The organism is Stenotrophomonas maltophilia (genome assembly GCF_003970865.1).
Classification (GTDB): Bacteria; Pseudomonadota; Gammaproteobacteria; order Xanthomonadales; family Xanthomonadaceae; genus Stenotrophomonas; species Stenotrophomonas maltophilia_AR.
Genome location: NZ_RXLZ01000006.1, coordinates 14,091 through 35,450 on the forward strand (window position 1 = coordinate 14,091; position 21,360 = coordinate 35,450).

18 protein-coding genes are annotated in these 21,360 nt (G+C 68.2%); 9 read left to right on the forward strand and 9 right to left on the reverse strand.

Annotated elements, in window-relative coordinates; genetic code table 11:
- Positions 1-148 precede the first annotated feature (148 nt).
- The 3 genes from EKL94_RS03140 to EKL94_RS03150 all read left to right on the forward strand — a co-directional run bounded on the left by EKL94_RS03140 (position 149) and on the right by EKL94_RS03150 (position 1,830).
- Entirely contained in the window at positions 149-679 is a 531-nt protein-coding gene (locus EKL94_RS03140; protein WP_440086137.1) for a nuclear transport factor 2 family protein, read from the forward strand.
- Positions 680-728: 49 nt separating this feature from the next.
- Positions 729-1,355 carry a hypothetical protein gene (locus tag EKL94_RS03145; RefSeq protein WP_126927945.1) on the forward strand — a complete coding sequence of 209 codons (627 nt, stop codon included), beginning with the start codon at positions 729-731 and terminating at the stop codon, positions 1,353-1,355.
- A gap of 82 nt (positions 1,356-1,437) precedes the next feature.
- Positions 1,438-1,830, forward strand: coding sequence for a diacylglycerol kinase (locus EKL94_RS03150; RefSeq protein ID WP_126927946.1), 393 nt, complete (start codon positions 1,438-1,440; stop codon positions 1,828-1,830).
- A gap of 50 nt (positions 1,831-1,880) precedes the next feature.
- Here EKL94_RS03150 and EKL94_RS03155 read toward each other — a convergent pair whose 3' ends face one another.
- A complete protein-coding gene (locus EKL94_RS03155; protein ID WP_126927947.1) occupies positions 1,881-2,801 on the reverse strand; it encodes a M14 family metallopeptidase in 921 nt (306 codons plus the stop codon).
- Between the two features lie 145 nt (positions 2,802-2,946).
- Here EKL94_RS03155 and EKL94_RS03160 point away from each other — a divergent pair, with 145 nt between their 5' ends.
- From EKL94_RS03160 to EKL94_RS03185, 6 genes are all read left to right on the forward strand, one after another.
- Positions 2,947-3,600, forward strand: a complete 654-nt coding sequence (locus tag EKL94_RS03160; RefSeq protein ID WP_126927948.1) for a DUF3348 family protein — start codon at positions 2,947-2,949, stop codon at positions 3,598-3,600.
- Between the two features lie 10 nt (positions 3,601-3,610).
- Complete coding sequence (locus EKL94_RS03165; RefSeq protein WP_126927949.1) at positions 3,611-5,875, forward strand: DUF802 domain-containing protein; 2,265 nt, start codon at positions 3,611-3,613, stop codon at positions 5,873-5,875.
- Positions 5,872-6,510 (forward strand): OmpA family protein, encoded by a 639-nt coding sequence (locus tag EKL94_RS03170; RefSeq protein WP_126927950.1) that lies wholly within the window; start codon positions 5,872-5,874, stop codon positions 6,508-6,510. The genes EKL94_RS03165 and EKL94_RS03170 overlap by 4 nt, the downstream gene beginning before the upstream one ends.
- The gene (locus EKL94_RS03175; protein ID WP_343202936.1) at positions 6,428-6,877 is read left to right on the forward strand and encodes a DUF2894 domain-containing protein; all 450 of its coding nucleotides are present in this window, start codon (positions 6,428-6,430) and stop codon (positions 6,875-6,877) included. Before EKL94_RS03170 ends, EKL94_RS03175 begins: the two co-directional genes overlap by 83 nt.
- Before the next feature lie 313 nt (positions 6,878-7,190).
- Positions 7,191-9,509, forward strand: coding sequence for a TonB-dependent receptor (locus EKL94_RS03180; protein WP_126927951.1), 2,319 nt, complete (start codon positions 7,191-7,193; stop codon positions 9,507-9,509).
- 21 nt (positions 9,510-9,530) lie between these two features.
- A complete protein-coding gene (locus EKL94_RS03185; protein ID WP_126927952.1) occupies positions 9,531-10,988 on the forward strand; it encodes an esterase-like activity of phytase family protein in 1,458 nt (485 codons plus the stop codon).
- 76 nt (positions 10,989-11,064) lie between these two features.
- Here the strand turns inward: EKL94_RS03185 and EKL94_RS03190 are convergent, their stop codons facing one another.
- The 8 genes from EKL94_RS03190 to EKL94_RS03225 form a co-directional block, all read right to left on the reverse strand.
- The gene (locus tag EKL94_RS03190) at positions 11,065-11,511 is read right to left on the reverse strand and encodes an REP-associated tyrosine transposase (RefSeq protein WP_126927953.1); all 447 of its coding nucleotides are present in this window, start codon (positions 11,509-11,511) and stop codon (positions 11,065-11,067) included.
- A gap of 169 nt (positions 11,512-11,680) precedes the next feature.
- Positions 11,681-12,439 carry a 2,3-dihydro-2,3-dihydroxybenzoate dehydrogenase gene (locus EKL94_RS03195; protein ID WP_126927954.1) on the reverse strand — a complete coding sequence of 253 codons (759 nt, stop codon included), beginning with the start codon at positions 12,437-12,439 and terminating at the stop codon, positions 11,681-11,683.
- Positions 12,430-16,320: an enterobactin synthase subunit F gene (locus tag EKL94_RS03200; protein ID WP_126927955.1), complete on the reverse strand. Its 3,891-nt coding sequence runs from the start codon at positions 16,318-16,320 to the stop codon at positions 12,430-12,432. The genes EKL94_RS03195 and EKL94_RS03200 overlap by 10 nt, the downstream gene beginning before the upstream one ends.
- Positions 16,317-16,574: a phosphopantetheine-binding protein gene (locus tag EKL94_RS03205; protein ID WP_046986169.1), complete on the reverse strand. Its 258-nt coding sequence runs from the start codon at positions 16,572-16,574 to the stop codon at positions 16,317-16,319. The genes EKL94_RS03200 and EKL94_RS03205 overlap by 4 nt, the downstream gene beginning before the upstream one ends.
- Entirely contained in the window at positions 16,574-17,206 is a 633-nt protein-coding gene (locus EKL94_RS03210; protein ID WP_126927956.1) for an isochorismatase family protein, read from the reverse strand. Before EKL94_RS03210 ends, EKL94_RS03205 begins: the two co-directional genes overlap by 1 nt.
- Entirely contained in the window at positions 17,206-18,858 is a 1,653-nt protein-coding gene (locus tag EKL94_RS03215; RefSeq protein ID WP_126927957.1) for a (2,3-dihydroxybenzoyl)adenylate synthase, read from the reverse strand. Before EKL94_RS03215 ends, EKL94_RS03210 begins: the two co-directional genes overlap by 1 nt.
- Positions 18,855-20,048, reverse strand: coding sequence for an isochorismate synthase (locus EKL94_RS03220; RefSeq protein WP_126927958.1), 1,194 nt, complete (start codon positions 20,046-20,048; stop codon positions 18,855-18,857). The genes EKL94_RS03215 and EKL94_RS03220 overlap by 4 nt, the downstream gene beginning before the upstream one ends.
- Positions 20,045-21,241 (reverse strand): MFS transporter, encoded by a 1,197-nt coding sequence (locus tag EKL94_RS03225; RefSeq protein WP_126927959.1) that lies wholly within the window; start codon positions 21,239-21,241, stop codon positions 20,045-20,047. The genes EKL94_RS03220 and EKL94_RS03225 overlap by 4 nt, the downstream gene beginning before the upstream one ends.
- Between the last annotated feature and the right edge of the window lie 119 nt (positions 21,242-21,360).

A 21,360-nucleotide genomic window follows, 5' to 3' on the forward strand; every position in this document is an offset into this window, starting at 1 on the left:
GAGTTCTGGCAGTCCGACACTGAGTGGCTGCGCGTTCAGATCGCCACCGGCTTGATAATCGGCGCGCTGCAGCGTTGAATGCGGAACGCGCCGGAGCTCCGCCACCGTGGGCCCGGGCGTGCTTCCCTCACTGCGGCCGACATGAATGATGACAATCACTGGGTTCCCGGGCGCACTGCTCGTCGCTTGCCTTCTCGCAGGCCCGCCGGCGCAGGCAGGCCAGAGGGAATCATCCTCCGACGTCAAGGCCATCGAACAGGTGGTCGAATCGTTCCGCGCCTCGCTGATCAACAAGGACAAGCCAACCTACATGGGCCTGTTCTTCTCGGACAAACCGGAAGACATCGGCTGGCAGTTCGTATCCGAGGACGTGCGCCTGCAGGACATCCGCAAGGCCAAGCCCGATGCGATCAAGGCACGGCGGATTCCCGCCAACAACTTCATCGCGCTGATCGACGGGGCGGTGGCTTCGCCGAAGCCAAAGGAGGAGAAATTCTCCAACACTAAGATCGAGACAGATGGCGATGTGGCCTCGGTGTCGTTCGACTACAGCTTCCACGACGATGGGGTGAAGACCAACTGGGGCAAGGAGATGTGGCAGCTGATCCGGACCGAACAGGGCTGGAAGATCTTCTCGGTGATCTACTCGGTCCGCGATTCACGCAGCCCAGCCGAATGAGCGATCTGTCAGACTGGTGCACACCGTTCGTCCACGCCAGCCAGACCCGATGACCCGCATTGCCGACCTCAGCGCCGACCAGCTCGCGCACCACGCCCTCAACATCTTCATCGCCCAGGGCCGCCACGTGGAAGGCGCACGGGTGATCTACCGGGCACTGCAACTGGACCCGCACCATCCCGGTGCGCTGCGCTGCCTGAGCGATTTCCTGGCCCACGAGGGCACCGAGCCCTTCGCGGCAGCCACGCTGGAGTACGCCCTGTCCGGCACCGTTCCACTGAATGACGATGCGCGCCGGATGCTGGATGACCTGCGCTTTCTCGACATCTGGTCCTGGGGATTCTCCCGGCACGTCTCCGGCGAAACCAACCTCAGCGGCGAAGCCTTCCAGCAGCGCGAGGACTTCGTCTTCGATGGCCCGGCCTATGCGGCCTTCCTCAACACGGTCACCGAGCCAGCCGGATCGCTGCAGGGCGCCTTCCAGGCGGCCGTCCGCATCTGCGGGTTGATGTGCGGCCTGTTGCGCCATGCGGAGAAGGACAATCCGGCGTTCGATGACGTGCTGCGATCTTCCGATTTCGTCGAGACCGAGGCGTACCCGGCATGGCTGGCCTCGCCGACGGATGAGCTGGACACCCTTGACCAGACCATCCAGGCGCAGCGCCAGGGCGGCTGAAGGAAAATCCAACGGGCGTCCGACGCTTTCCCGACGCCCGCGTGCACATGCTCTCGTCAGGTCATTTCATGGCAGGACTGGCATGCAGCCACCTCACCCCAGGGACAGCGGCAAGTACCCGCACGGCAAGACCGGCCTTCGCCGCATCTTCCATACGCTGATCCATTCGCGCGATGGCTTCATCGCAACGTTCCGCGGCGAAGCGGCCTTCCGGCAGCTGTTGCTGCTGCATGCGCTGCTGATCGCTACCGCGTTCCTGCTGGACATCAGTGCGATCGAACGCGCTGTGGTGCTGGCGGTCTGCTTCATCAGCCTGCTGGTGGAGCTGCTCAACTCGGCCATCGAAGCGGTGGTCGACCGCATCTCGCTTGACCACCACCCGCTATCCAAGAACGCCAAGGACATGGGCAGCGCCGCACAGACCACCGCACTGCTGATGGTCGGCACGGTGTGGGGTGTGATCCTGCTAGGCTAGCTCGTGCCCGACCCGCCGGGCAAGGCCCGGCGCTATCTCGTGTTGATGCGTTACTGCGCCGCCAGGGCGAAATCCAGACCCGCACACACCGCCGCCACCTGGGCGTCGTTGCATTCCTGCGGGTTGGTGCGCGGGCTGTCCGGGTAGACCTCGGTGGTGGTGGCAAAGCGTGCGTCGGTGAAGCCGGCGCAGGCGCCGATCGAACGCGACTCGCCCCAGACCACGCCCGGCGACTGCAATGGCAGGCCGACCAGGTTGCCCTCGGCGTCGGCCGGGGCGATATGGGTGACCGGGGCGACGGCGGTGATCAATGCCTTCTGGAATTCGGCCTGCGGATCTTCGCTGTTGCCGATCACGTAGAAGCCATCCGGAATGGTGTCGCGCTCGAACGGCTTGCCGTCGCGGGCGCAGCGGGCCGGATCGAACTCCTGCAGGTCGCTGTCTGTGGTCTCGTGCAGGTCCAGGTGCACCAGCAGTTTCGGCTTGCGCTCGGCAACCCAGGCCATCAGCGCGGCCGCTTCCTCGATCTGGCCGCCGTCACGGAAACTGCGGTTCGGGTCGATGGCATCCGGGTTCCAGCGCTGGATGCGCTCGTAGCCCCACGGGCTGACGCACGGCGCCACGATCAGGTTCAGCCGGCCCAGGTAGCGCTCGGCCTGCTGTTCCAGGAACTGCAGGGCGCCATGCACGCCGCTGGTCTCGTAGCCATGCACGCCACCGGTGATCAGCGCGGTCGGCAGGGCCGGGTTCCAGTCGTGGTTGACCACGGCGAACAGCGGGTAATGGTCCGGCGCATAGTCCAGCTGGCCGTACTGGATCACGTCGAAGCTGTCGTCCAGGCGCTCAAGGGCGGCCACCACGTCGTCGTGATAGCTGCGCTGGCGCTGCTGGCGGGCCCGCCACTGTGCGCGTTCCGCGTCGCCCCAGGGCTGTCCAGGGGTGCCGATCGGGTAGAACTGCGCAACAGTCATTGGGTACTCCAAGGGTCGAACGGGATGGGTGCAGCCGGTCATTCTAAGCCTTGTCGCGCCTGCGGGTCCCCTCCCCCGGCCCGGCCTTCATCCAGGCCGGGTCATCTGGTTGTAAAATCAACGGTTTTTGGCCCCTCACCCCTTGATGGCGAACGCAGCGCAGCCGGTCCTGGGTGGACCGGAGTTCCTCCGCCTGCTCGCCCGTCTCAGCGACGGCGCGATGCCGGCCACCAGTCCCGCCCTGACCGATCGCCTCGGCCAGTGGGTGGACTGGAGCCGTGCCGTGGCCCTGTCCGGAGCGCTCGGCGGACGCCTGCCCGAGCCCGGTGAAGCCGCCGAAGCGGTCCAGGATGTGCTGGCCGACTGCGCCCAGGCGCACGCCAGCCTGCTGGCCTCGATCCGTGAGGATGCCGAGGCCGAGCGCCTGCTGGACCTGGCCGAAGCCGCCGCTGCACCCAACTTTGCCTCGCTGCGCCAGCGCTATCGGGTGCTGCAGCAGGCCATCCAGACCGCCACTGGGCGCCTGCGCGGCCGCCTGCGCGACCAGCTGGTGCAGGTTTCGCCCGAGCTGGCGCGGCTGGCCGAGGTCGATGCGGTGATGGAACAGACCCTCACCCCGCGCGAGCACAGCCTGCTGGCCACGGCGCCGGCAGTGCTCGGCGCCCGTTTTGAACGCGTGCACGGCCAGCCCGGTTGGCGCGCGGCCTTCCGCCATGACATGCGCACCCTGCTGCTCGCCGAACTGCAGCTGCGCTTCCACCCGATCGAAGGGCTGCAAGACGCCCTGCGCTCCCACTGACCGGAACACCATGTCCAGAACTGCTTTCCATGTCGTTGTTTTCCTTGTCGGCCTGCTGGCCGTGTGCTGGATCGGCATTGGCTACGTTTCGGTGCATCCGCTGGGTGCAGCGGTGGCGGCGATCATCGCGGCCTGCTACATCGCCGGTGGCGTGGAGCTGTACCGCTACCGCCAGGCCAGCAACGGCCTGCGCGCCGCACTGAACGACCTGTCCAGCGCGAAGGAAAGCCTCGCCCCCTGGCTGGAGCGCGTGCCGGTGGGCCTGCGCAACGCCGTGCGACTGCGCGTGGAAGGCGAGCGCACCGCCCTGCCCGCACCGATACTGACCCCGTACCTGGTCGGCCTGCTGGTGCTGCTGGGCATGCTCGGCACCCTGCTGGGCATGATGGACACGCTGCGTGGCACCGGCCTGGCCCTGCAGAGCGCGACCGACATGGCCGCGATCCGCGGCTCGCTGGCGTCGCCGGTGCAGGGCCTGGCGGTGGCATTCGGCACCTCGATCGCCGGCGTGGCCAGCTCGGCCATGCTCGGCCTGCTGGCAGCGCTGCTGCGTCGTGACCGCCTGCAGGCCGTACAGCAGCTGGACCGCGCCATTGCCGGCGACCTGCATCCGTACTCGCAGGCCTGGCAGCGCGCCGAATCGCTGCGCCTGCTGCAGGCACAGTCCGCGGCGCTGCCGGCGCTGGTCGACCGCCTGCAAGCGATGACCAGCGCGTTCGAACAACACAGTTCGTCTGTCAATGAGCGCCTGCTGGCCGGCCAGGCCGAGTTCCTGACCCAGAGCCAGGCCCTGCTGGAACGCCTGGCGGTGTCGCTGCAGCAATCGCTGCGCGAAGGTGCCGAAGCCAGCGCCGCCGCCATCGGTGGTGCGCTGCAGCCGATGACCGAGGCCACGCTGGCTGGCCTGGCCCGTCACGGCGAAGCACTGCACGCCCGCGTCGAGCAAGCCGTGCAGCAGCAGCTGGCCGGCCTGAGCGACGGTTTCGAGCGCAGCCGCGTCGCCACCGAGGCCAGCTGGGCCAAGGTGGTGAGTGAACAGACCCAGGCACAGCAGGCACTGGTGGGCGATCTGCGCCAGCACCTGCAGGCCTTCAGCGATGGCCAGGCCACGCATGCCGAAGCGCTGGTCGCACGTATCGGCGAGCGCCTGCAGGCCGACGCACAGGGCAATGCAGGGGCCTTGCGCGCCGCCGCCGAACAGCAGCAGGCGCTGAACAGCGCGCTGGTCGAGCGCCAGCAGCAGGCGCTGCTCGCAGCCGGTCAGCAGCTGGACGAGCATGCGCAGGCGTTGCTGCAGGCACTGGAACAGCGCCACAGCGCCAGCCAGTCGCTGCTGCAGGACCACGAACAGCAGCGCTCGCAGGATTGGCAGGCCGCGCAGGCCGCCGCCGCAACCGCGCATGCCGAACTGCAGGCCAGCCTGGACAGCCGCGAACAGCAGCGCCAGGCGCACTGGGACGCGGTCAGCGCCGAGCTGCAGCAGGCACACGCCACGCTGCAGGCGCAGCTGCAGGCCGGCGACGAACAGCGCCTGCAGCGCTGGAGCGATGCCTTGCAGCATGTTTCCACCGACCTGGCCGAGCGCCTGCAGGCCAACGGCGAACGCCTGGCCGCGCAGCAGCAGCAGGTCTGCGACACGCTGGCGGCCACCGCGCAGCAGATCGGCGAGAACGGTCGCGCACAGGCCAGCGCCACGCTGGCCGAAGTGTCTACCCTGCTGCAGACCGCCGCCGCCGCACCCAAGGCCGCTGCCGATGTCATCAACGAGCTGCGCAGCACGCTCTCGGAGAGCCTGGTGCGGGACAACGCGATGCTGGAAGAACGTGGCCGCCTGCTGGCCACCGTGCAGACCCTGCTGGATGCAATCAACCACGCCTCGCACGAACAGCGCACGGCGATGGACGCGCTGGTCGGCGGTTCCGCCGAGCTGCTGGAACGCGTCGGCAGCCGCTTCACCGACCATATCGCCGCCGAGACCGGCAAGCTGGATGGCATTGCCGCGGCGCTCAATGGCAGCGCCGGTGAAGTGGGCCAGTTGGCCGGCACCTTCGGCGACGCGGTTGCGCAGTTCGGCAGCGCCTCCACCGAGCTGTCCGGCCGCCTGGAACAGATCGGCGGTGCGCTGGATGCCTCGCTGGCGCGTAGCGACGAGCAGCTGGCCTACTACGTGGCGCAGGCGCGCGAGGTGGTCGACCTCAGCCTGCTGTCGCAGAAGCAGGTGATGGAAGAACTGCAGCAGCTGGCCACGCGCCGCGGCAAGGCCGGTAGCGCATGAGCGACGAGCTGGAGGTCGATGGCGGGTCGCACGCCCCGATCTGGGCCGCCTTCGGCGACCTGATGTCGGTGCTGCTGGGCGCGTTCGTGCTGATCCTGGTCGGCGTGGTTGCCGTGCAGCTGGAACTGTCGCAGCGGCTGGACCAGGAAGTGAAGCAGCGCCAGGCCGAAGCCAAGCGCCTGCAGACATTGGAGCAGGCACTGGCGGGCCCGTTGGCCGCCGGTCGGGTGACGCTGGTGGATGGCCGCATCGGCATCAGCGGCAGCGTGCTGTTCGCGCTGAACTCCGACCAGCTGCAGCCGGAAGGCCAGGAGCTGCTGCGCAGCCTGGCCGCGCCGCTGGCCGCCTACCTGGGCAGTCGCGAAGAGATCCTGATGGTCAGTGGCTTCACCGATGACGCACCGGTGCGGGAAGGCAACCGCCGCTTTGCCGACAACTGGGAGCTGTCGGCACAGCGGTCGCTGACCGTGACCCGCACCCTGATCACCGATGGCGTACCGGCCGACGCCGTGTTCGCCGCTGCGTTCGGCAGCGAGCAGCCGGTCAGTTCCAATGCAAGCGAAGACGGCCGCGCACGCAACCGCCGCGTGGAGATCGCGCCGATTCCCAAGCCCAAGGCTCCGGATGCCAAGTAAGCCACCAGCGCTCGAAGGCCTGCGCGCACTGGTGCGCGACCTCGATGCGGGGTCGCGCTCGCTGCCGCATTACCCGCAGGTGCCCATGCTGCAGCAGGTGCAGCGCGAATGGTCGGAGCTGCGCAGCGAACTGCAGGTGCGCCGCTCCCTGCGCACCGAAGCCCCGGCCGACGGCGGCCCGCTGAACTCGGCGGTGCTGGTGCAACGCATGCTGGACACGATGCAGGCGACCAGCCCCGGCTACCTGCGCCACTTCATCGACTACGTGGACACCCTGTCCTGGCTGCAGGCGCTGCAGGATGGTGCCGCCAGCGGCGGTGATACCGCAAAGCCGAAGCGCACGCGCAAGCCGCGCAACGCGGGTTGATCGCGCTTTGACGCCGACCTCGTTCGGCGCTCCTGGATACGACACTCCTGATCCGCGTTTCTGGTAGACGCCAACCTTGGTTGGCGCTCCACCAACGACGCTGCGCATGCCAACCAAGGTTGGCATCCACCAATGCATGCGTCGGCATGCCACGCGTATAGCGGTGTCACCAGACAGTCATCTGTCTAGCGCACCATTTTCACGTTGACCCACGGCGCCCGCAGCGCCTGCGGTCGCATCGGCTGTCTCCCCTTTTGAACTCCATGAGCTCCGCACCCATGCGGTGGCTCGTGCCTGCCTGAGTGTCCGTAACATGACGAAGACTTTGTTGGCCGCCGCGCTGTCGATCGCGCTCGCTCCCGCGGCCTGGGCGCAGGATGCTGCCCCGACCTCCAGCACGCCCTCCGCCACCACCCTCGATGCGGTCTCGGTGATCGGCAGCGGTGAAGCCCGCCAGGTGCAGCGCATCACCCGCGAGAACCTCGACATCCTGCCGCCGGGTACCAGCCTGCAGAAGACCCTGAACCTGCTGCCGGGCGTCAATGCACAGTCGGCCGATGCGCTGGGCACCAACGAGCAGTCGATGACGCTCAGCCTGCGCGGCTTCAACTCCACCCGTCTCGGTTACACGCTCGACGGCGTGCCGCTGGGCGATGGTGCGTACAACAACTACAACGGCCTGACCATCAACCGTGCGCTGATCAGCGAGAACATGGCCGGCGCGGAACTGGCGGTGGGCATCGGCAGCCTCGGCACGCCGTCCACCAGCAACCTCGGCGGCACCATCTCCTATACCTCCGACCGCCCGGCCCAGGAACTCGGCGGCCGCGTGGTGCAGACCTTCGGCAGCGATGCCAACCGCCGCACCTTCGTGCGTGTGGACAGCGGCGAGTACAACGGTTTCTCCGGCTACGTCTCCGGCATGAATGCCGTCTCCGATCTGTGGAACGACCAGACCGCCTACAACAAATCCACCACCAAACAGTTCAATGCCAAGGGCGTGTGGAACTTCGGCCGCGGCCAGATCACCGGCTTCGTCGATACCTCGCGCACCACCCAGGCGGACTACTTCTACCTGTCCAAGGACGAGATGTCGCGTGGCCTCGGCTGGGACTGGGGCGGCTACGCGCCGGACTGGAACAAGGCCGTGGCCAAGGCCTACTGCAATACCGCCAGCCTCAACGCGAAGAAGTGCGACAGCAGCGGTCCGGACAAGGATGCCGATGGTGCCTTCACCGCCGGGCAGATCCTGCGCGATGACAACCTCTACTACCTGGCCGGCGACTTCTTCCTGGCCGATGGCTTCAGCCTGCGTGCCCTGGCCTACCACCACGATGACCGCGGCGAAGGTCACAACTGGAACAGCGGCGCCTGGTCGAACAAGGGCACGGCGCAGGAGATCCCGATCATCTTCCGCAACACCATCTACACCATCGACCGCGATGGCGGCACGCTGTCGTTCGACTGGGAGCTGGGTGCACATCGCATCGAAGGCGGCGTCTGGTACGAGCGCAACACCAGCAGCGCCGAGCGCTACCAGACCGCCGTGGATGGCCCGCGCGACCTGAGTGGCATGAATACCCTGCCCTCCGACGTCGGCGTGTTCGCCCAGCGCACGCGTTGGAAGACCCATCAGTTCTTCCTGAAAGACACCTGGCGCCTGCTTGATGATCGCCTGACGCTGGAGTTCGGCGCCAAGAGCCCGCATGCCACCTCCGATGCACAAGCACTACCGGGCGACGCGAAGACGCCGATCTCGCCGACCTCGAACAACCAGTTCGCCACCGGCTCGCTGAAGGCCAGCAAGAATTTCCTGCCCAGCATCGGCGCCAACTTCCGCCTGGCCGAGCACCACGAAGTGTTCGCCAGCTACGCCGAGAACATCGCCATGTTCCAGGGCGGGTTCAAGCTGGGCCCGCAGGCGGTCAGCCAGGCCACCTGGAATGCGCAGGGCAACCTGAAGCCGGAGGAGTCCCGCTCGCTCGAAGCCGGCTACCGCTTCGTCACCGATACCCTGCAGGCCTCGATCGCCGCCTACGACGTGCGCTTCGACAACCGCCTGCTGCAGTACAACCCCTGTGACTCGCGTCAGCCGGTCGGCCCGACCTGCGGCAACCGCTTCTACAACGTGGGCGGCGTCGACAGCCGCGGTGCCGAGCTGACCGTGCTGTGGACCCCGAACGAGCACTTCAGCTGGTACACCTCGGCCTCGCTGAACCGTTCGACCTACGCCTCCAACTACGTGCAGGCCGGTGTGGAGCAGCAGATCAAGGGCAAGATCCAGACCGATACGCCCAAGCAGCTGCTGGCCACCGAGATCAGCTGGCGTGACAACGGCTGGTTCGCCAGCCTGCGTGGCAAGTACACCGGCGAACGCTTCTACACCTACACCAACGACCAGGGCTTCGGCGGCTTCACCGTGTTCGATCTGGCCGGTGGCTATGACTTCGGCCAGGTCGGCTTCGCCAAGGGCATGCGCCTGTCGTTCAACGTGACCAACCTGACCAACAAGCGCTACGCCAGCAACCTGGACTCGAGCGTGTTCGCGCCCAGCGACCCGGCCGGCAAGCTGTATGTGTTCCATGCCTCGGCACCGCGCCAGGTGTTCGGTACGATCGACCTTCGCTTCTGATTGACCGCCCGGAGTCCACCGATGCTCACGACCGCCCTGCTGCTGGCCACCCTCTCCGCCAGCGGATACTCCGCGCCGCATGAGGCGACGGGCGCACCGCCGCGCACCCTGCAGCTGGGCGGTCGCACCTATGTGGACAAGGGCCTGGTCGCCGCCGGGCGGCTACCGGCGGGCACGGTGGACTTCCTGGGCGACACGCTGGGCTCGTTCTCGTCGCTGGCGGTGCAGCCCGGTACCTGGAAGCGCACTGCCAACGGCTACGAAGGCGTGCTGTGGACCCTGCCCGACCGCGGCCGCAACGACCCCGAGGCCGGCCTGTTCTACGACTACACCGGCCGCGTGGAGCGCATGCAGCTGCGCATCGACATCTCCCCGGGCAAGCCTGCGCTTGGCACGCTGACCATGGTGCCCGACAAGGGCGTGGTGCTGAAGGACTTCAACGGCCAGCCGTTCACCGGTGCCGACCCGGGTGACCACACGGTCACCCAGCGCGAGGTGGTGCTGCCCTCGCCGGCCAGCGGCGCAGGCGCGGGCAAGGTCTCGCTGGATGCCGAGTCGCTGCAGTTCACCGCCGATGGCCACTTCTATATCGGCGACGAGTACACCGCAAACGTCTACTACTTCGATGCGCAGGGCCAGCTGCAGGGTGTGATCGTGGCACCGCCCGCGATCCGTCCGCAGCGCGATGGCAAACCAGCGTTCGGTTCGCTGGCGCCACCGCAGACCGGCCGCCGCAACAACCAGGGCGTGGAAGGCATGGGCCTGTCACCCGACGGCACCCGCCTGTTCGTGGCGCTGCAGAGCGCCACGCTGCAGGACAGCTCACAGGGCAACGCGGCTGGCCGCATCAACACCCGCGTACTGGTCTACGACGTGACGGCCTCGCCGACGCCACAGCAGCCGATCGGCCATTACGTGATGGCCCTGCCCGCCTACGCCCACGACGGCAAGGGCAAGCTGGACCGCACCGCCGCGCAGAGCGAGCTGCGCGCACTGGGCGACCATCGCTTCCTGCTGCTGGCCCGGGATGGCAATGGGCTGGGCAAGGACGGCGATGACCCGATCGTCTACAAGTCGGTGCTGCTGGTGGATGTGGCCGATGCCAGCAATCTGGCAGGCAGCGCCTATGAAACCGGCACCACCTCGGTGCTGGCCGATGCGGCGGGCACCGTGTTGAAGGACGGCATCGTACCCGCACGCAGCGACGAACTGCTGAACCTGCTCGACCGCCCGCAGCTCGCACGTGCCGGGCTGGATCTGGACACGAAGCACGGCCCGCGTGCCGGACTGCTCTCGGAAAAGTGGGAAGCCATGGACGTGCTGCCGGCACTGGACCCGCAGCACCCGAACGACGTACTGCTGCTGATCGGCAACGACAACGACTTCATCGCCCGCCACTGCCGCATGCAGGGCCAGGCCTGCGACAGCGCCTACGACAACGACAACCGCGTGCTGGTCTACCGCCTGACCCTGCCCTGACCACAACGGGTAGTGCCGGCCGCTGGCCGGCAATCGCCATGTTCGAAGGCCCGGTAGTGCCGGCCGCTGGCCGGCATCACAACCAGACCGACCACGCATACGGATACTCGCCAATCTGCCCAGCAAGACCGGCACGTACCGGATTCCCCAGGATGTACATCGCCTGCCGCGCCAGCGACTCCTCGGCCCTCACGGCATGATCGAAGTAGCCAGGCTGCCACACCGTGCATCGACGCCCCGCCAGGCGATTCAGGGCAAGCGCGCTCGACGACTTCATCCGGCGTGCAATGTCTGGAAGGTGAGCTGCGCGCAGCTCGAACATCCAGTGGACGTGATCCGGCATGACGACCCATGCGTGTGACTGTACGAGCCCGCGCTGTTCGATGTAATGGAACTGGTCGATTACACATGCTGCTGCAGCGTCGCTTTCAAAGAGCCGGCGGCGCTGGTGTGTGGTGGTTGTCAGAACGTAGGACTGGCCGATGATCGAGTGACGGCCCAGGCGGAGGCGATGGCTGCTCATGCGCCATGGTGGGTCGATCATTGGGCGTTGGCTGTCGGGCCATGCCTCGATGGGGGTTGGGAAATGTCGGAAGTTGAATGAGGTTCCCGGCCAGCGGCCGGCACTGCCGGGGCTGTGGGTTGCCGGCCAGCGGCCGGCACTACCGTTGCCGGGCAGCCGCCGTCGGGGCTCAGGCGCGCAGGGTGGCGCCGCCGTCGACGTAGAGGTCGCTCATTGCCACGTGCCCGGCCTGCTCGGAGAGCAGGAACATCACCGAGTGCGCGATGTCCTCCGGGGTGGCGAGTTTGCGCAGTGGAATGCCGGCCTTGTAGGTCTCCAGGTTGCCGGCGATTACCCGCTCGGCACCGCGTTCGTCCTGCCACATGCCGGTCTGCATCGGGGTCAGCGTTGAGCCGGGGGCGACGATGTTGCAGCGGATGCCCAGCGGCGCCAGTTCCAACCCAAGGCAGCGGGTGAACATGGTGGCCGCGGCCTTGGACGCGGCATACGCCGCCATGCCGTGCCGCGGCACGCCGGCCGCATTCGAGCTTACGGTAACGATTGCGCCCTGCCGGCGCGGCGACATCACCCGCGCCAGTGCACGACCGACATGGAACACGCCATCGGCATTGACCGCGAACACCCGGCGCCAGTCGTCGTCGCCGGTTTCGGTCACGCCGCCCACATGCAGCACACCGGCCACGCTGGCGGCCAGCGCGATTGGCCCGATGCTGGACTCGACTTGGTCCACCAGGGCGTCCACCGCGGCGCTGTCGGTTACATCGAGTGCGAACGACGTCACCCGGGTATCTGATACTCGCGGCACCTCGCGATCGGTCGCCACCACCGTGCAGCCGGCCTCTGCCAACAACCGAACCAGTGCCTCTCCGATACCACCGGAGGCACCGGTCACCAACGCTACGCGGCGTTCAAAACCGGTCAACTGCATGTTGCGATCTCCTGTTGCTCGTCCCATTGGCGCAACCGCGCCGACAACCACGGTGCCAGCTGCGCCACCGCATCGCGGCCGGTCAGTTCGGCGTGCAGGAACGGCAGTTCCAGTGCCTGCACCCTGCGCGCGTGGGTCCGCCACAACGCCGACTGCAGCTGTGGCCGCGCCTGGTGATCCCGGCCCGCGCGGACGTGCACCAGCGTGCCGTCGAACGGTTGGTGGATGTGTTCGCGGATCAGTCGATTGGTGCCGGTCACCGCGCGCACCACCCCATCGAGCACCACATCCGGCAGGCTGCCGAGTGCACTACCGCCACGTCGCAGGAACGCCAGAATGCGATCACGGCTGTCCAGTTCCGGATGCGCATCCGGATCGTGGCCGGCAATCGCCAGCAGTGCCCGCAATGCAGCGATGGCATCGGGTTCTGGTTCGGCCCGCCAGCACTCGCTGGGATAGGCGTCCAGCAGTACCAGCTCACCGACGTCGCGGCCGATCTCATGCAGGCGCACCGCCATCGCCTGGGCGAGGATGCCGCCCACCGACCAGCCCAGCAGATGCACCGGCCCCTTCGGCTGCAGTGCGACCACGCGCTGTACGTAGTCGTTGGCCATCGCCTCGATGCTGCTTGGCAGCGGCTGCCGCGCATCCAGTGCCGGCGACTGCAGGCCATACACCGGGCGTGCCGGCTGCAGTGCCCTGGCCAGGGTGCGGTAGTTCCAGACGATGCCACCGGCCGGGTGCAGCACGAACAGCGGCGTGGGCCCGGCAGCGTCAGTCGCGGCCAGCGCGATCACTGGCCCCAGTGCGTGATCGGCCAGCGCGGGCGGCTCGGCAATGCGAACCGCCAGCGCGGCCACGGTGGGCTGCGCGAACAAGGCACCCAGACCCAGATCGCAGCGCCAGCGCTGCTCGATGGCCAGCAGCAGGTGCACCGCCGACAGCGAGTCACCGCCGAGACTGAAGAAGTCCGCATCCACCGCCACCGGCGCCTCACGCCCAAGCGCCTGTGCGAACAGCAACGCCAGCTCCTGTTCCAACGGCGTGCGCGGCGCCAAGCCGGCAACTTCAAGTTGCGGTGGCTTCGGCAACGCGTTGCGGTCGAGCTTGCCGTTGGCGGTCACCGGCCAGTGGTCCACGCCGACAAACGCCGAGGGCACCATGTAGTCCGGCACGCGCGTGGCCAGGTGGCTGCGCAGCATCACAGCATCGGCTAGCGCGGTCGGCACATACGCCACCAGACGCGCTTCGCCGGGAGCATCCTGGCGCAGCAGCACTTCCACCCGCTCCATGCCAGGCAGTTCGCGTAGTGCCGCCTCGATCTCGCCAAGTTCGATGCGCAGGCCGCGCAGTTTCACCTGGTGGTCGCTGCGGCCCAGGTACTCCACCGCACCATCGCGGCGCCAACGGGCTACGTCGCCGGTACGGTAGATACGCTCGTCCGCCAGGAAAGGATCGGCAAGGAAGCGTTCGGCGGTCAGGTCATCGCGACCGAGATAGCCACGTGCCAGTTGCACGCCACCCAGGTACAGGTCACCGGCCACGCCTGCCGGCACCGGCTGCATCCGGGCGTCCAGCACGTACAGGCGGGTGTTCCAGACCGGGAACCCGATCGGCACTGGCCGCGAGCGGTCCTGCGTCGACGCCGGCCAGTAGCTGACATCCACCGCAGCTTCGGTCGGGCCATACAGGTTGTGCAGCTCTGCGTGCACGCGCGTGTGGAAACGGTCGCGCAATGAAGCGTCCAGCGCCTCACCGCTGGTGAACACCCGGCGCAGCTGCAACCCGGCCGAGGCCGGCGCGGCGAGGAAGGCATCGAGCATCGACGGCACGAAATGCGCCGTGGTGATGCCATGCCCACGGATCAAGCGCGCCAGTTCAGTGGGATCGCGATGCGCGTCCGGCCCGGCGACCACCAGGGTGGCCCCGCACAGCAGCGGCAGGAAGAACTCCCAGACCGACACATCGAAGGTTGCCGGGGTCTTCTGCAGCACGCGGTCATCGGCGCGGATGCCGTAGTGCTCGCGCATCCACAGCAGGCGGTTGACGATGGCACGGTGCTCGATGACCACGCCCTTGGGCTCGCCGGTCGAACCGGAGGTATAGATCACATAGGCCGCATCGCTGGGCGCAGGATCGGCCCACGGCGCGGCGAAGCTCAGCGCCGTCCACTGCTCCGGCGCGAGCATCGGTACGCCAGCCATGCGCGCCGAAACCTCGGACGCAGCCAGTACGCACACCGGCTGCGCCGAGGCGAGGATACGTGCCAGCCGCTCGTCAGGATGGGCAAGGTCCACCGGCAGGTAGGCGGCTCCGGCGCGCAGCACCGCCAGCAGCGCGATCACCAGCTCCAGCGAGCGCGGCAATGCCACAGCCACCACGCTGCCCGGGCCGACATCCATCGCCCGCAGCTGTGCCGCCAGCGCGAAACTGCGCGCTTCCAGCGCTGCGTAATCCAAAGCAGCGTCACCGAACACCAGCGCAGGCGCGTGCGGGTCCCGATCCATGCCCTGCTGCAGCAGCTCGACCAGGGTGGTCTCCGGCAGCGCGTGCGCGGTGGCATTGAAACCATGCAGCACCTGCTGCGCCTCCACGGGCGTCGCCAGAGGCACGGCTGCGATATCGTCAGCCTGCAGTGCCGCCGACACGAAATGCAGCAGCCGCGCCGCGTGCGCTTCGACATCCTCGCGACTGTACAGCGCGGGATTGGCCTCGATCTCCAGGTCCAGCAGGTGCTGGCCGTCGCCACGGAAGCCCAGCGTCAGATCATCCACCGGCCCGGTGCACAGCACCTCCAGCGTGGCCTGCACGCCGGTCAGCGCCAGCGGCTTGTAGAACGGCTGTACATTCACCAGCGGGCCGTGCAGGCGCTGCTGCGCGCCGACCAGGCCCAGATCCCGGCGCAGCTGCTCGCCGCGGTAGCGGCCGTGCTTGCGGCCCTGGCTGAGCTGGCGACCCAGGCCGCGCGTAAAGGCTTCAACGCTGCCCTCGGCGGCCGCCACGCGCAGCGGCAACACATTCATCACCATCGCCGGCACCCGCGCCGACGCGTTGCCGAGCCGCCCCATGTAGGGCACCCCCAGCACCACTTCATCGGCAGCGCTCATCCGCCGCAGGTACTCGGCCGACAACGCCGCCAGAACGTCCGGCCAGGCCTGCAGCCAACGTACCGATGCCTGCAGCAGCTGCTCACGAAATGCCGCATCGAGCGGCTGCACCCAGCGCAGCGCGTCGTCACTGGCCGCGAGCGTGCCGGCCAGGCCCACGCCCGCCGGTGCGCCCTGCATGTGCTCGCGCCACCATTGCCCGGCCTGCGTGCGGCGCGGGTCGGCACGATAGGCAGCATCATCGGCCAGCACGCCCGCCAGCCCCGGCAGTGGCTCACCCATGCGGCCGGCATACAACGCGCACACGCGATCAGTGAACAGCGCCATGCCGTAGCCATCGGCCGCCAGATGATGCACCCGCAGGTACCAGACCCAGCGCTGCCCGCCCAGTTCAAGCAGCACCTGCTGACTGATCCGGTCGCGGGTGGGGTCGACCGGGCTCAGCCGGTCGGCATGCATCAGGCTGCGTGCCGCAGCGGCAGCATCCGCCTCGGCGGAAACATCACGCACCGAAAGCAGCGGCACGTGTGCCGGGTCATGCCACTGCTGCGGCTGGCCATCGGCTCCTTCGGCAAACCGCAGCGCAAAGGCCTGGGCCTCGCCCGCTGCCTGGTCTGCCGCTGCAACGAACGCGGCCACGTCCAGCGGGCCATCGATCCACACCGCATGCGCGGTATTGAATGACGGGTTGTCCGGTGCCAACCGCTGTGCGAACCACAGTCCAGCCTGGGCCTCGGTCAATGCCACCGGCGTGGCCAGCGCGACGGCGTTCATGCGTTCTGCGCGGCCTGCAGCGTCTGCACCACGTTCCACCACTGGCGCAGCGTGGTGTGTTCGGCCAACTGCGAGAACTCCAGCGGCAGGCCCGTGTTGCCCCAGGCCAGGACCAGGCCGAGCATGCGCATCGAATCCAGGTCCAGGTCGATCAGGTTGTCGTCGTCACCGATCTCGGCCGGCGTGCACTCCAGCACGCGCGCCACATCGGCACGCATCCGCTCCAGATCCAGCACCTCACCGGTGGCAGCCATCACAGCACCTCCAGCAGCTGGTCGGTGGTCATCGGCACCCCGCTGGTACGCGCGATCCAGTGCAGCGCCTGATCGTGATCGGCGCGCGAGAAGTCCGCCACCGCATCGGCGGCGATGAAGGCCTCGATATCACGCTGGAAGGCTTCGACCACGGTCGCGGTGCAGCCGATATGGGCGTACACGCCGGTCACCAGCAGCTGGTCGCGCCCACGTACCCGCATCAGCGTCTCCAGGTTGCTGCGCTGGAACGCGCTGTAGCGGTGCTTCATCAGCACGTGCTCGCCCGGCTGGGGTGCCAGCGCCTCGATGATCGGTTCGTGATCGGCGCTGCGGCGCATGCCCGGCCCCCACAGGTCGGCCTGCAGGCCACGGTCACGGCGATCCTGGTCGCCATGCTGGGCGGTGTAGAACACCGGAATGCCGTGCGCGCGGCAATGCGCCAACAAGCGTGCGATGTTGTCCACGGCCGGCCGCAGCGGCGCGTTGCCAGCGTCGAATGCGGCCAGGAAGTAACGTTGCATGTCGTGCACCAGCAGCGCAATGCGATCGCGCTGGGGGCGCCACGGGCCACGCGCCTGCGGGAGTTCAGCGGCGGTCGGCAAGGGGTAATCGGTGATACGGGGCAGCGCCATCAGCGCGTTCCTCCTGTCTGTTGCAGATGACGCGCACGCAGCTGCGCGCGCAGTTCGCGGCGGCTGATCTTGCCGACCGCGGTGGTATCGAAACTGTCGACGAACACGATCTGGTCCGGCACCTTGAACGCCGCCAGGCCACGACCGCGCATCCAGGACTTCAGCGCCGGTGCCTTGAACGGCTCGCCCTGCGGAATCACGAAGGCACAGCTGCGCTCGCCCAGGTACTCATCGGGAATGGAGACCACGGCCGCATCGAACACGCCGGGGTGGGCCAGCAGGTGATCTTCGATCTCTTCGGCGGAGATCTTCTCGCCGGCACGGTTGATGTGGTCACCGGCGCGGCCCTGCACCACCAGGTAGCCTCCGGGCAGCTGCTGCACGCGGTCGCCGGTGCGATAGAAGCCATCGTCGGTGAACGAGCGCGCATTGGCCACCGCATCGTTGTGGTAGCCGCGGATGGTGTACGGGCCACGGGTGAGCAGATGCCCCACCTCGCCTTCGGCCACCGGCTGGTCCTGGTCATCGACCACGCGCACTTCGTCATCCGGACTGATCGGCCGGCCCTGGCAGGCCACGATCAGTTCCTCCGGATCATCCAGCCGCGTGTAGTTGACCAGGCCTTCGGCCATGCCGAACACCTGCTGCAGCGTGCAGCCAAGACCGTCGATCACCCGCCGTGCGGCTTCCGGCACCAGTTTGGCGCCGCCCACCTGCAGTACCTGCAGGCTGGACAGGTCATGCTTGCTGGTGGCGGCGGCCTGTGCCCACAGCAGCGCCAGCGGCGGCACCAGCCCGCAGCAGGTCACCTGTTCGCGGGCGATCAGCGGGAAGGCCGCATCCGGCCCGGGGCCGGGGCTGAGCACCACGCGGGCACCGGCATACAGCGCGCCGAAGAAACCCGGCGAGCTCATCGGAAAATTGTGCGCGGCCGGCAACGCGACCAGGTAGACGCTGTCGCGGTCGATGCCGCAGAGGTCATTGCTGGCACGGAACGAATAGATGTAGTCGTCGTGGGTGCGCGGAATCAGCTTGGACAGCCCGGTGCTGCCTCCGGAAATCTGCAGGAACGCCACCGACTGCGGATCCGGATCGGCCGGCAGCTGGCTGCGATCGCCCTGCAGCGCCTCCAGCGCGATGAACTCCGCCGCCTCGCCGTCGATCACCACATGGCGCACGGCCGGCATTTCGGCCTGCAGCGCCCGCGCCAGCCCGCGATGATCGAAGCCATCGTGCAATGCGGTGGTGATGTAGGCACTGGCTTCAGCCTTGTTGGCGAAGTGGACCAGCTCGGTGATGCGGTGCGCCGGCAACGCGTACACCGGCACCAGCCCGGCGCGGAACAGTCCACAGACCGTGGTCATGAAGCCTGCCGTGTTGCCCAGCTGCACCAGCACCCGTTCTCCGGGCTGCAGGCCGAGCGCCAGCAGGCCGGCACCAATCCGCCCGGCCTCGTGCCACAGCTGCGCGTAGCTCAGGCGGACATCACCGGCGACCACCGCGATGTCATCGGCATAGCGTTCCGCACGTTCGCGCAGGAACGCCGGGAAGGTCTCGCCACGCCAATGACCGGCTTCGCGATAGCGCGCCACCAGCGCGTCGGGCCACACCTGCTGCAGCGGCAGGCGGGAAGAGTCAGTGGAGGTACTCATGCGGCAGGCTCGATGGCGGGCGCGGATTCATGGACACCCAGCGCGTTCAACAGGGCAGCGAACTTCGCTGCGGTTTCGGCCACCTCGGCCTCGGGGTGCGACTCGGCGACGATGCCTGCACCGGCATACAAGCGCAGCTGCGTGCCCTGCAGGCGCGCGCAGCGGATCGCCACGTACCAGTCGCCGTCACCCTGCGCGTCCAACCAGCCCACGGCGCCGGCGTAGAAGCCGCGCGGCACCGGTTCCAGTTCGCGGATGCGCTGCAGCGCCGCCAACCGTGGCGTACCGCAGACTGCCGGCGTGGGGTGCAGCTGTGCCAGCAGTTCGGCGGCAGACGTCTGCGGATCCTTCAGGGTGGCGTGGATGCGGGTGCCCAGGTGCCACATGCTGGCCGTGGCATGCAGCACCGGCCGTGGCTGCGCATCGATGTGGCCGCAGTACGGTGCCAGGCCCTCGACGATGGCTTCGACCACGTGGCGGTGCTCGTCATGGTCCTTGGTCGAGGCCAGCAGCGCCTGCGCGGCACGCTCGTCCTCGGCGGCATCGGTGCTGCGCCGCGCGGAACCGGCCAGCGGATGCGACAACAGCTCGGCGCCGCGCTTGCGCAGCAGCAGTTCCGGGGTTGCCCCCACCAGCCAGGCTGGTGCCTGGCCCAGCTCCACCGGCAACGGCACCGCGTAGGTCGCCACCGACGGATCCGCGCCCAGGCGTGCCAGCAGCACGTCCGGGGACAGCGCCTGGCGGGTGCGCGCCAGCAGGCTGCGCGCCAGCACCACCTTGTGCAGGTTCTGCTCGGGAGCACGCAGGACCTGCACCGCCGCGGCAACCGCTGACGCATAGTCCTGAGGCACAGGCTCGGCCTTCAGGGCGCCGTCCAGCGGCGGTGCGGCCTGCGGCTGCAGTGCCAGCGCCGGCAGCAGGCGCTCGGGCTGGTACAACGCATCGTCGGCACGCGGCTCGAACGGCACCGCGCCAACCAGCAGGCCCGGGCCGCCACGCTGCTGGGCAAAGAACTCCGAGACGCGTTCTGCCAATGTCGCCAGTGCACCGGCCGGCAGCGTGGCGCGGCAGCCGCGTGCGTGCACGTGCTGGCCCGCATGCTGCAGCAGGAACAGCGACGCGTCGTCGGTGCTCTCCTGCGGCGCTGGGGCGGCCTCCGGCCACGCGCCCTGCATCAGGGAATCGTTCATGGGGTCTCCTTCATCCGATGCGCTGCAGCCAGCGCGCACAGCAACAGCAGCAGCGCACCGACCAGCAGGTAAGGCAGGCTTGGCCCGCCGCGATACAACAGCGTGCCGAGCATCGGCCCGGCCACCATGCCCAGCCCCTGCGCGGCAGCGACGGTGCCGGCGGCGGCGCCCTGCTCGTGCGCCTCCACCGCATCGGCGGCCAGCGCCTGGAACGAGGGGAATACGAAGCCCATGCCAAACGCGGCCAGCGCATACGCCGCCGGCAACTGCCAGCCCTGCTGCACGCCTGCCACCGAGGCAAAGCCAATGCCGGAAATCAGGGCGCCAAGGACGATCCAGCGACGTGGATGGACCTCCAGCTTCATCACCAGCGCCTGCGCCAGGATCAGGCCGACACCAACGGCGGTGAGTGCGATGCCGGCCATGCGTGCACCAGCCGCCGCATCCAGGCCCAGGCGATCAATCGCGAAGAAGCCAACCGTGACCTGCGCGATGGTCACCGAGACCATGGCGATGAACGCTGCCAGCTGCGGCAGGCGCAGGCGCGTGTCGAGGCGACTCATCGGCGTGCGTCGCTGCGAGGACGCGCCCACCACGGGCGGTGTGGCCGGCAGCCGCCAGGCCAGCAACGCCAGTGCCAGCAACGGCAGCAGCGCGGCCACGTACAGCGCCAACGACAGGTTCGTATAGGCCAGCCAGCCCGCGGCGGCCGGGCCGAGCACCATGCCCAGCGCGTTGGCACTGCCCAGGCGGGCAAGGAATTTCGCACGTTGGCCGGTCGGTGCCTTGTCGGCGATGAGCGCGGCTGCGGTAGGAGGCACCGCCGCATAGAACAGGCCGATCAGGCCACGCGCGCCGACCAGCACCAGCACGGACACCAGTACCGGCGGCACCGCCTGCAGGGCGACGTCGATGAACACCGCCAGCGCGATGTAGACCACGGTGTAGGCACTCATCGCCAGCATCAGCACGCGCTTGCGGCCGATGCGGTCGCTGAGCTGGCCCCAGGGGCGCGCGGCCAGCATCCACAACACGCCTGCGGCGGTGACCGACAGGCCGGCATGCCACTCGGACAAGCCGAGCATGCGGACCACCGGGCCGATCACGGCGACGAAGGACATCATCGCCATGGTGCCGATCAGGGCAGCCAACACCAGCGCCGGCAAGCCGGGAACGACGGGACGTGCGTGCATGGAACACCAGCCGTAACAGGAAAGGATGGGCGGGCGCACCTGCGCGCCCCACCCGGCACCGGCCCTGCTCAGGACCAGACACCATCCTTAAATGATAACGGCTCGTATTTGCATTTGAT

Excerpts from the sequence above, each read along its gene's own strand:
- EKL94_RS03160 (WP_126927948.1), top strand. The coding sequence starts at position 2,947 with ATGGCGAACGCAGCGCAGCCGGTCCTGGGTGGACCGGAGTTCCTCCGC.
- EKL94_RS03145 (WP_126927945.1), top strand. The coding sequence starts at position 729 with ATGACCCGCATTGCCGACCTCAGCGCCGACCAGCTCGCGCACCACGCC.
- EKL94_RS03175 (WP_343202936.1), top strand. The coding sequence starts at position 6,428 with ATGCAAGCGAAGACGGCCGCGCACGCAACCGCCGCGTGGAGATCGCGC.
- EKL94_RS03155 (WP_126927947.1), bottom strand. The coding sequence starts at position 2,801 with ATGACTGTTGCGCAGTTCTACCCGATCGGCACCCCTGGACAGCCCTGG.
- EKL94_RS03215 (WP_126927957.1), bottom strand. The coding sequence starts at position 18,858 with ATGAGTACCTCCACTGACTCTTCCCGCCTGCCGCTGCAGCAGGTGTGG.
- EKL94_RS03185 (WP_126927952.1), top strand. The coding sequence starts at position 9,531 with ATGCTCACGACCGCCCTGCTGCTGGCCACCCTCTCCGCCAGCGGATAC.
- EKL94_RS03180 (WP_126927951.1), top strand. The coding sequence starts at position 7,191 with ATGACGAAGACTTTGTTGGCCGCCGCGCTGTCGATCGCGCTCGCTCCC.
- EKL94_RS03200 (WP_126927955.1), bottom strand. The coding sequence starts at position 16,320 with ATGAACGCCGTCGCGCTGGCCACGCCGGTGGCATTGACCGAGGCCCAG.
- EKL94_RS03170 (WP_126927950.1), top strand. The coding sequence starts at position 5,872 with ATGAGCGACGAGCTGGAGGTCGATGGCGGGTCGCACGCCCCGATCTGG.
- EKL94_RS03220 (WP_126927958.1), bottom strand. The coding sequence starts at position 20,048 with ATGAACGATTCCCTGATGCAGGGCGCGTGGCCGGAGGCCGCCCCAGCG.
- EKL94_RS03210 (WP_126927956.1), bottom strand. The coding sequence starts at position 17,206 with ATGGCGCTGCCCCGTATCACCGATTACCCCTTGCCGACCGCCGCTGAA.
- EKL94_RS03205 (WP_046986169.1), bottom strand. The coding sequence starts at position 16,574 with ATGGCTGCCACCGGTGAGGTGCTGGATCTGGAGCGGATGCGTGCCGAT.
- EKL94_RS03225 (WP_126927959.1), bottom strand. The coding sequence starts at position 21,241 with ATGCACGCACGTCCCGTCGTTCCCGGCTTGCCGGCGCTGGTGTTGGCT.
- EKL94_RS03150 (WP_126927946.1), top strand. The coding sequence starts at position 1,438 with ATGCAGCCACCTCACCCCAGGGACAGCGGCAAGTACCCGCACGGCAAG.
- EKL94_RS03195 (WP_126927954.1), bottom strand. The coding sequence starts at position 12,439 with ATGCAGTTGACCGGTTTTGAACGCCGCGTAGCGTTGGTGACCGGTGCC.
- EKL94_RS03165 (WP_126927949.1), top strand. The coding sequence starts at position 3,611 with ATGTCCAGAACTGCTTTCCATGTCGTTGTTTTCCTTGTCGGCCTGCTG.
- EKL94_RS03140 (WP_440086137.1), top strand. The coding sequence starts at position 149 with ATGACAATCACTGGGTTCCCGGGCGCACTGCTCGTCGCTTGCCTTCTC.
- EKL94_RS03190 (WP_126927953.1), bottom strand. The coding sequence starts at position 11,511 with ATGAGCAGCCATCGCCTCCGCCTGGGCCGTCACTCGATCATCGGCCAG.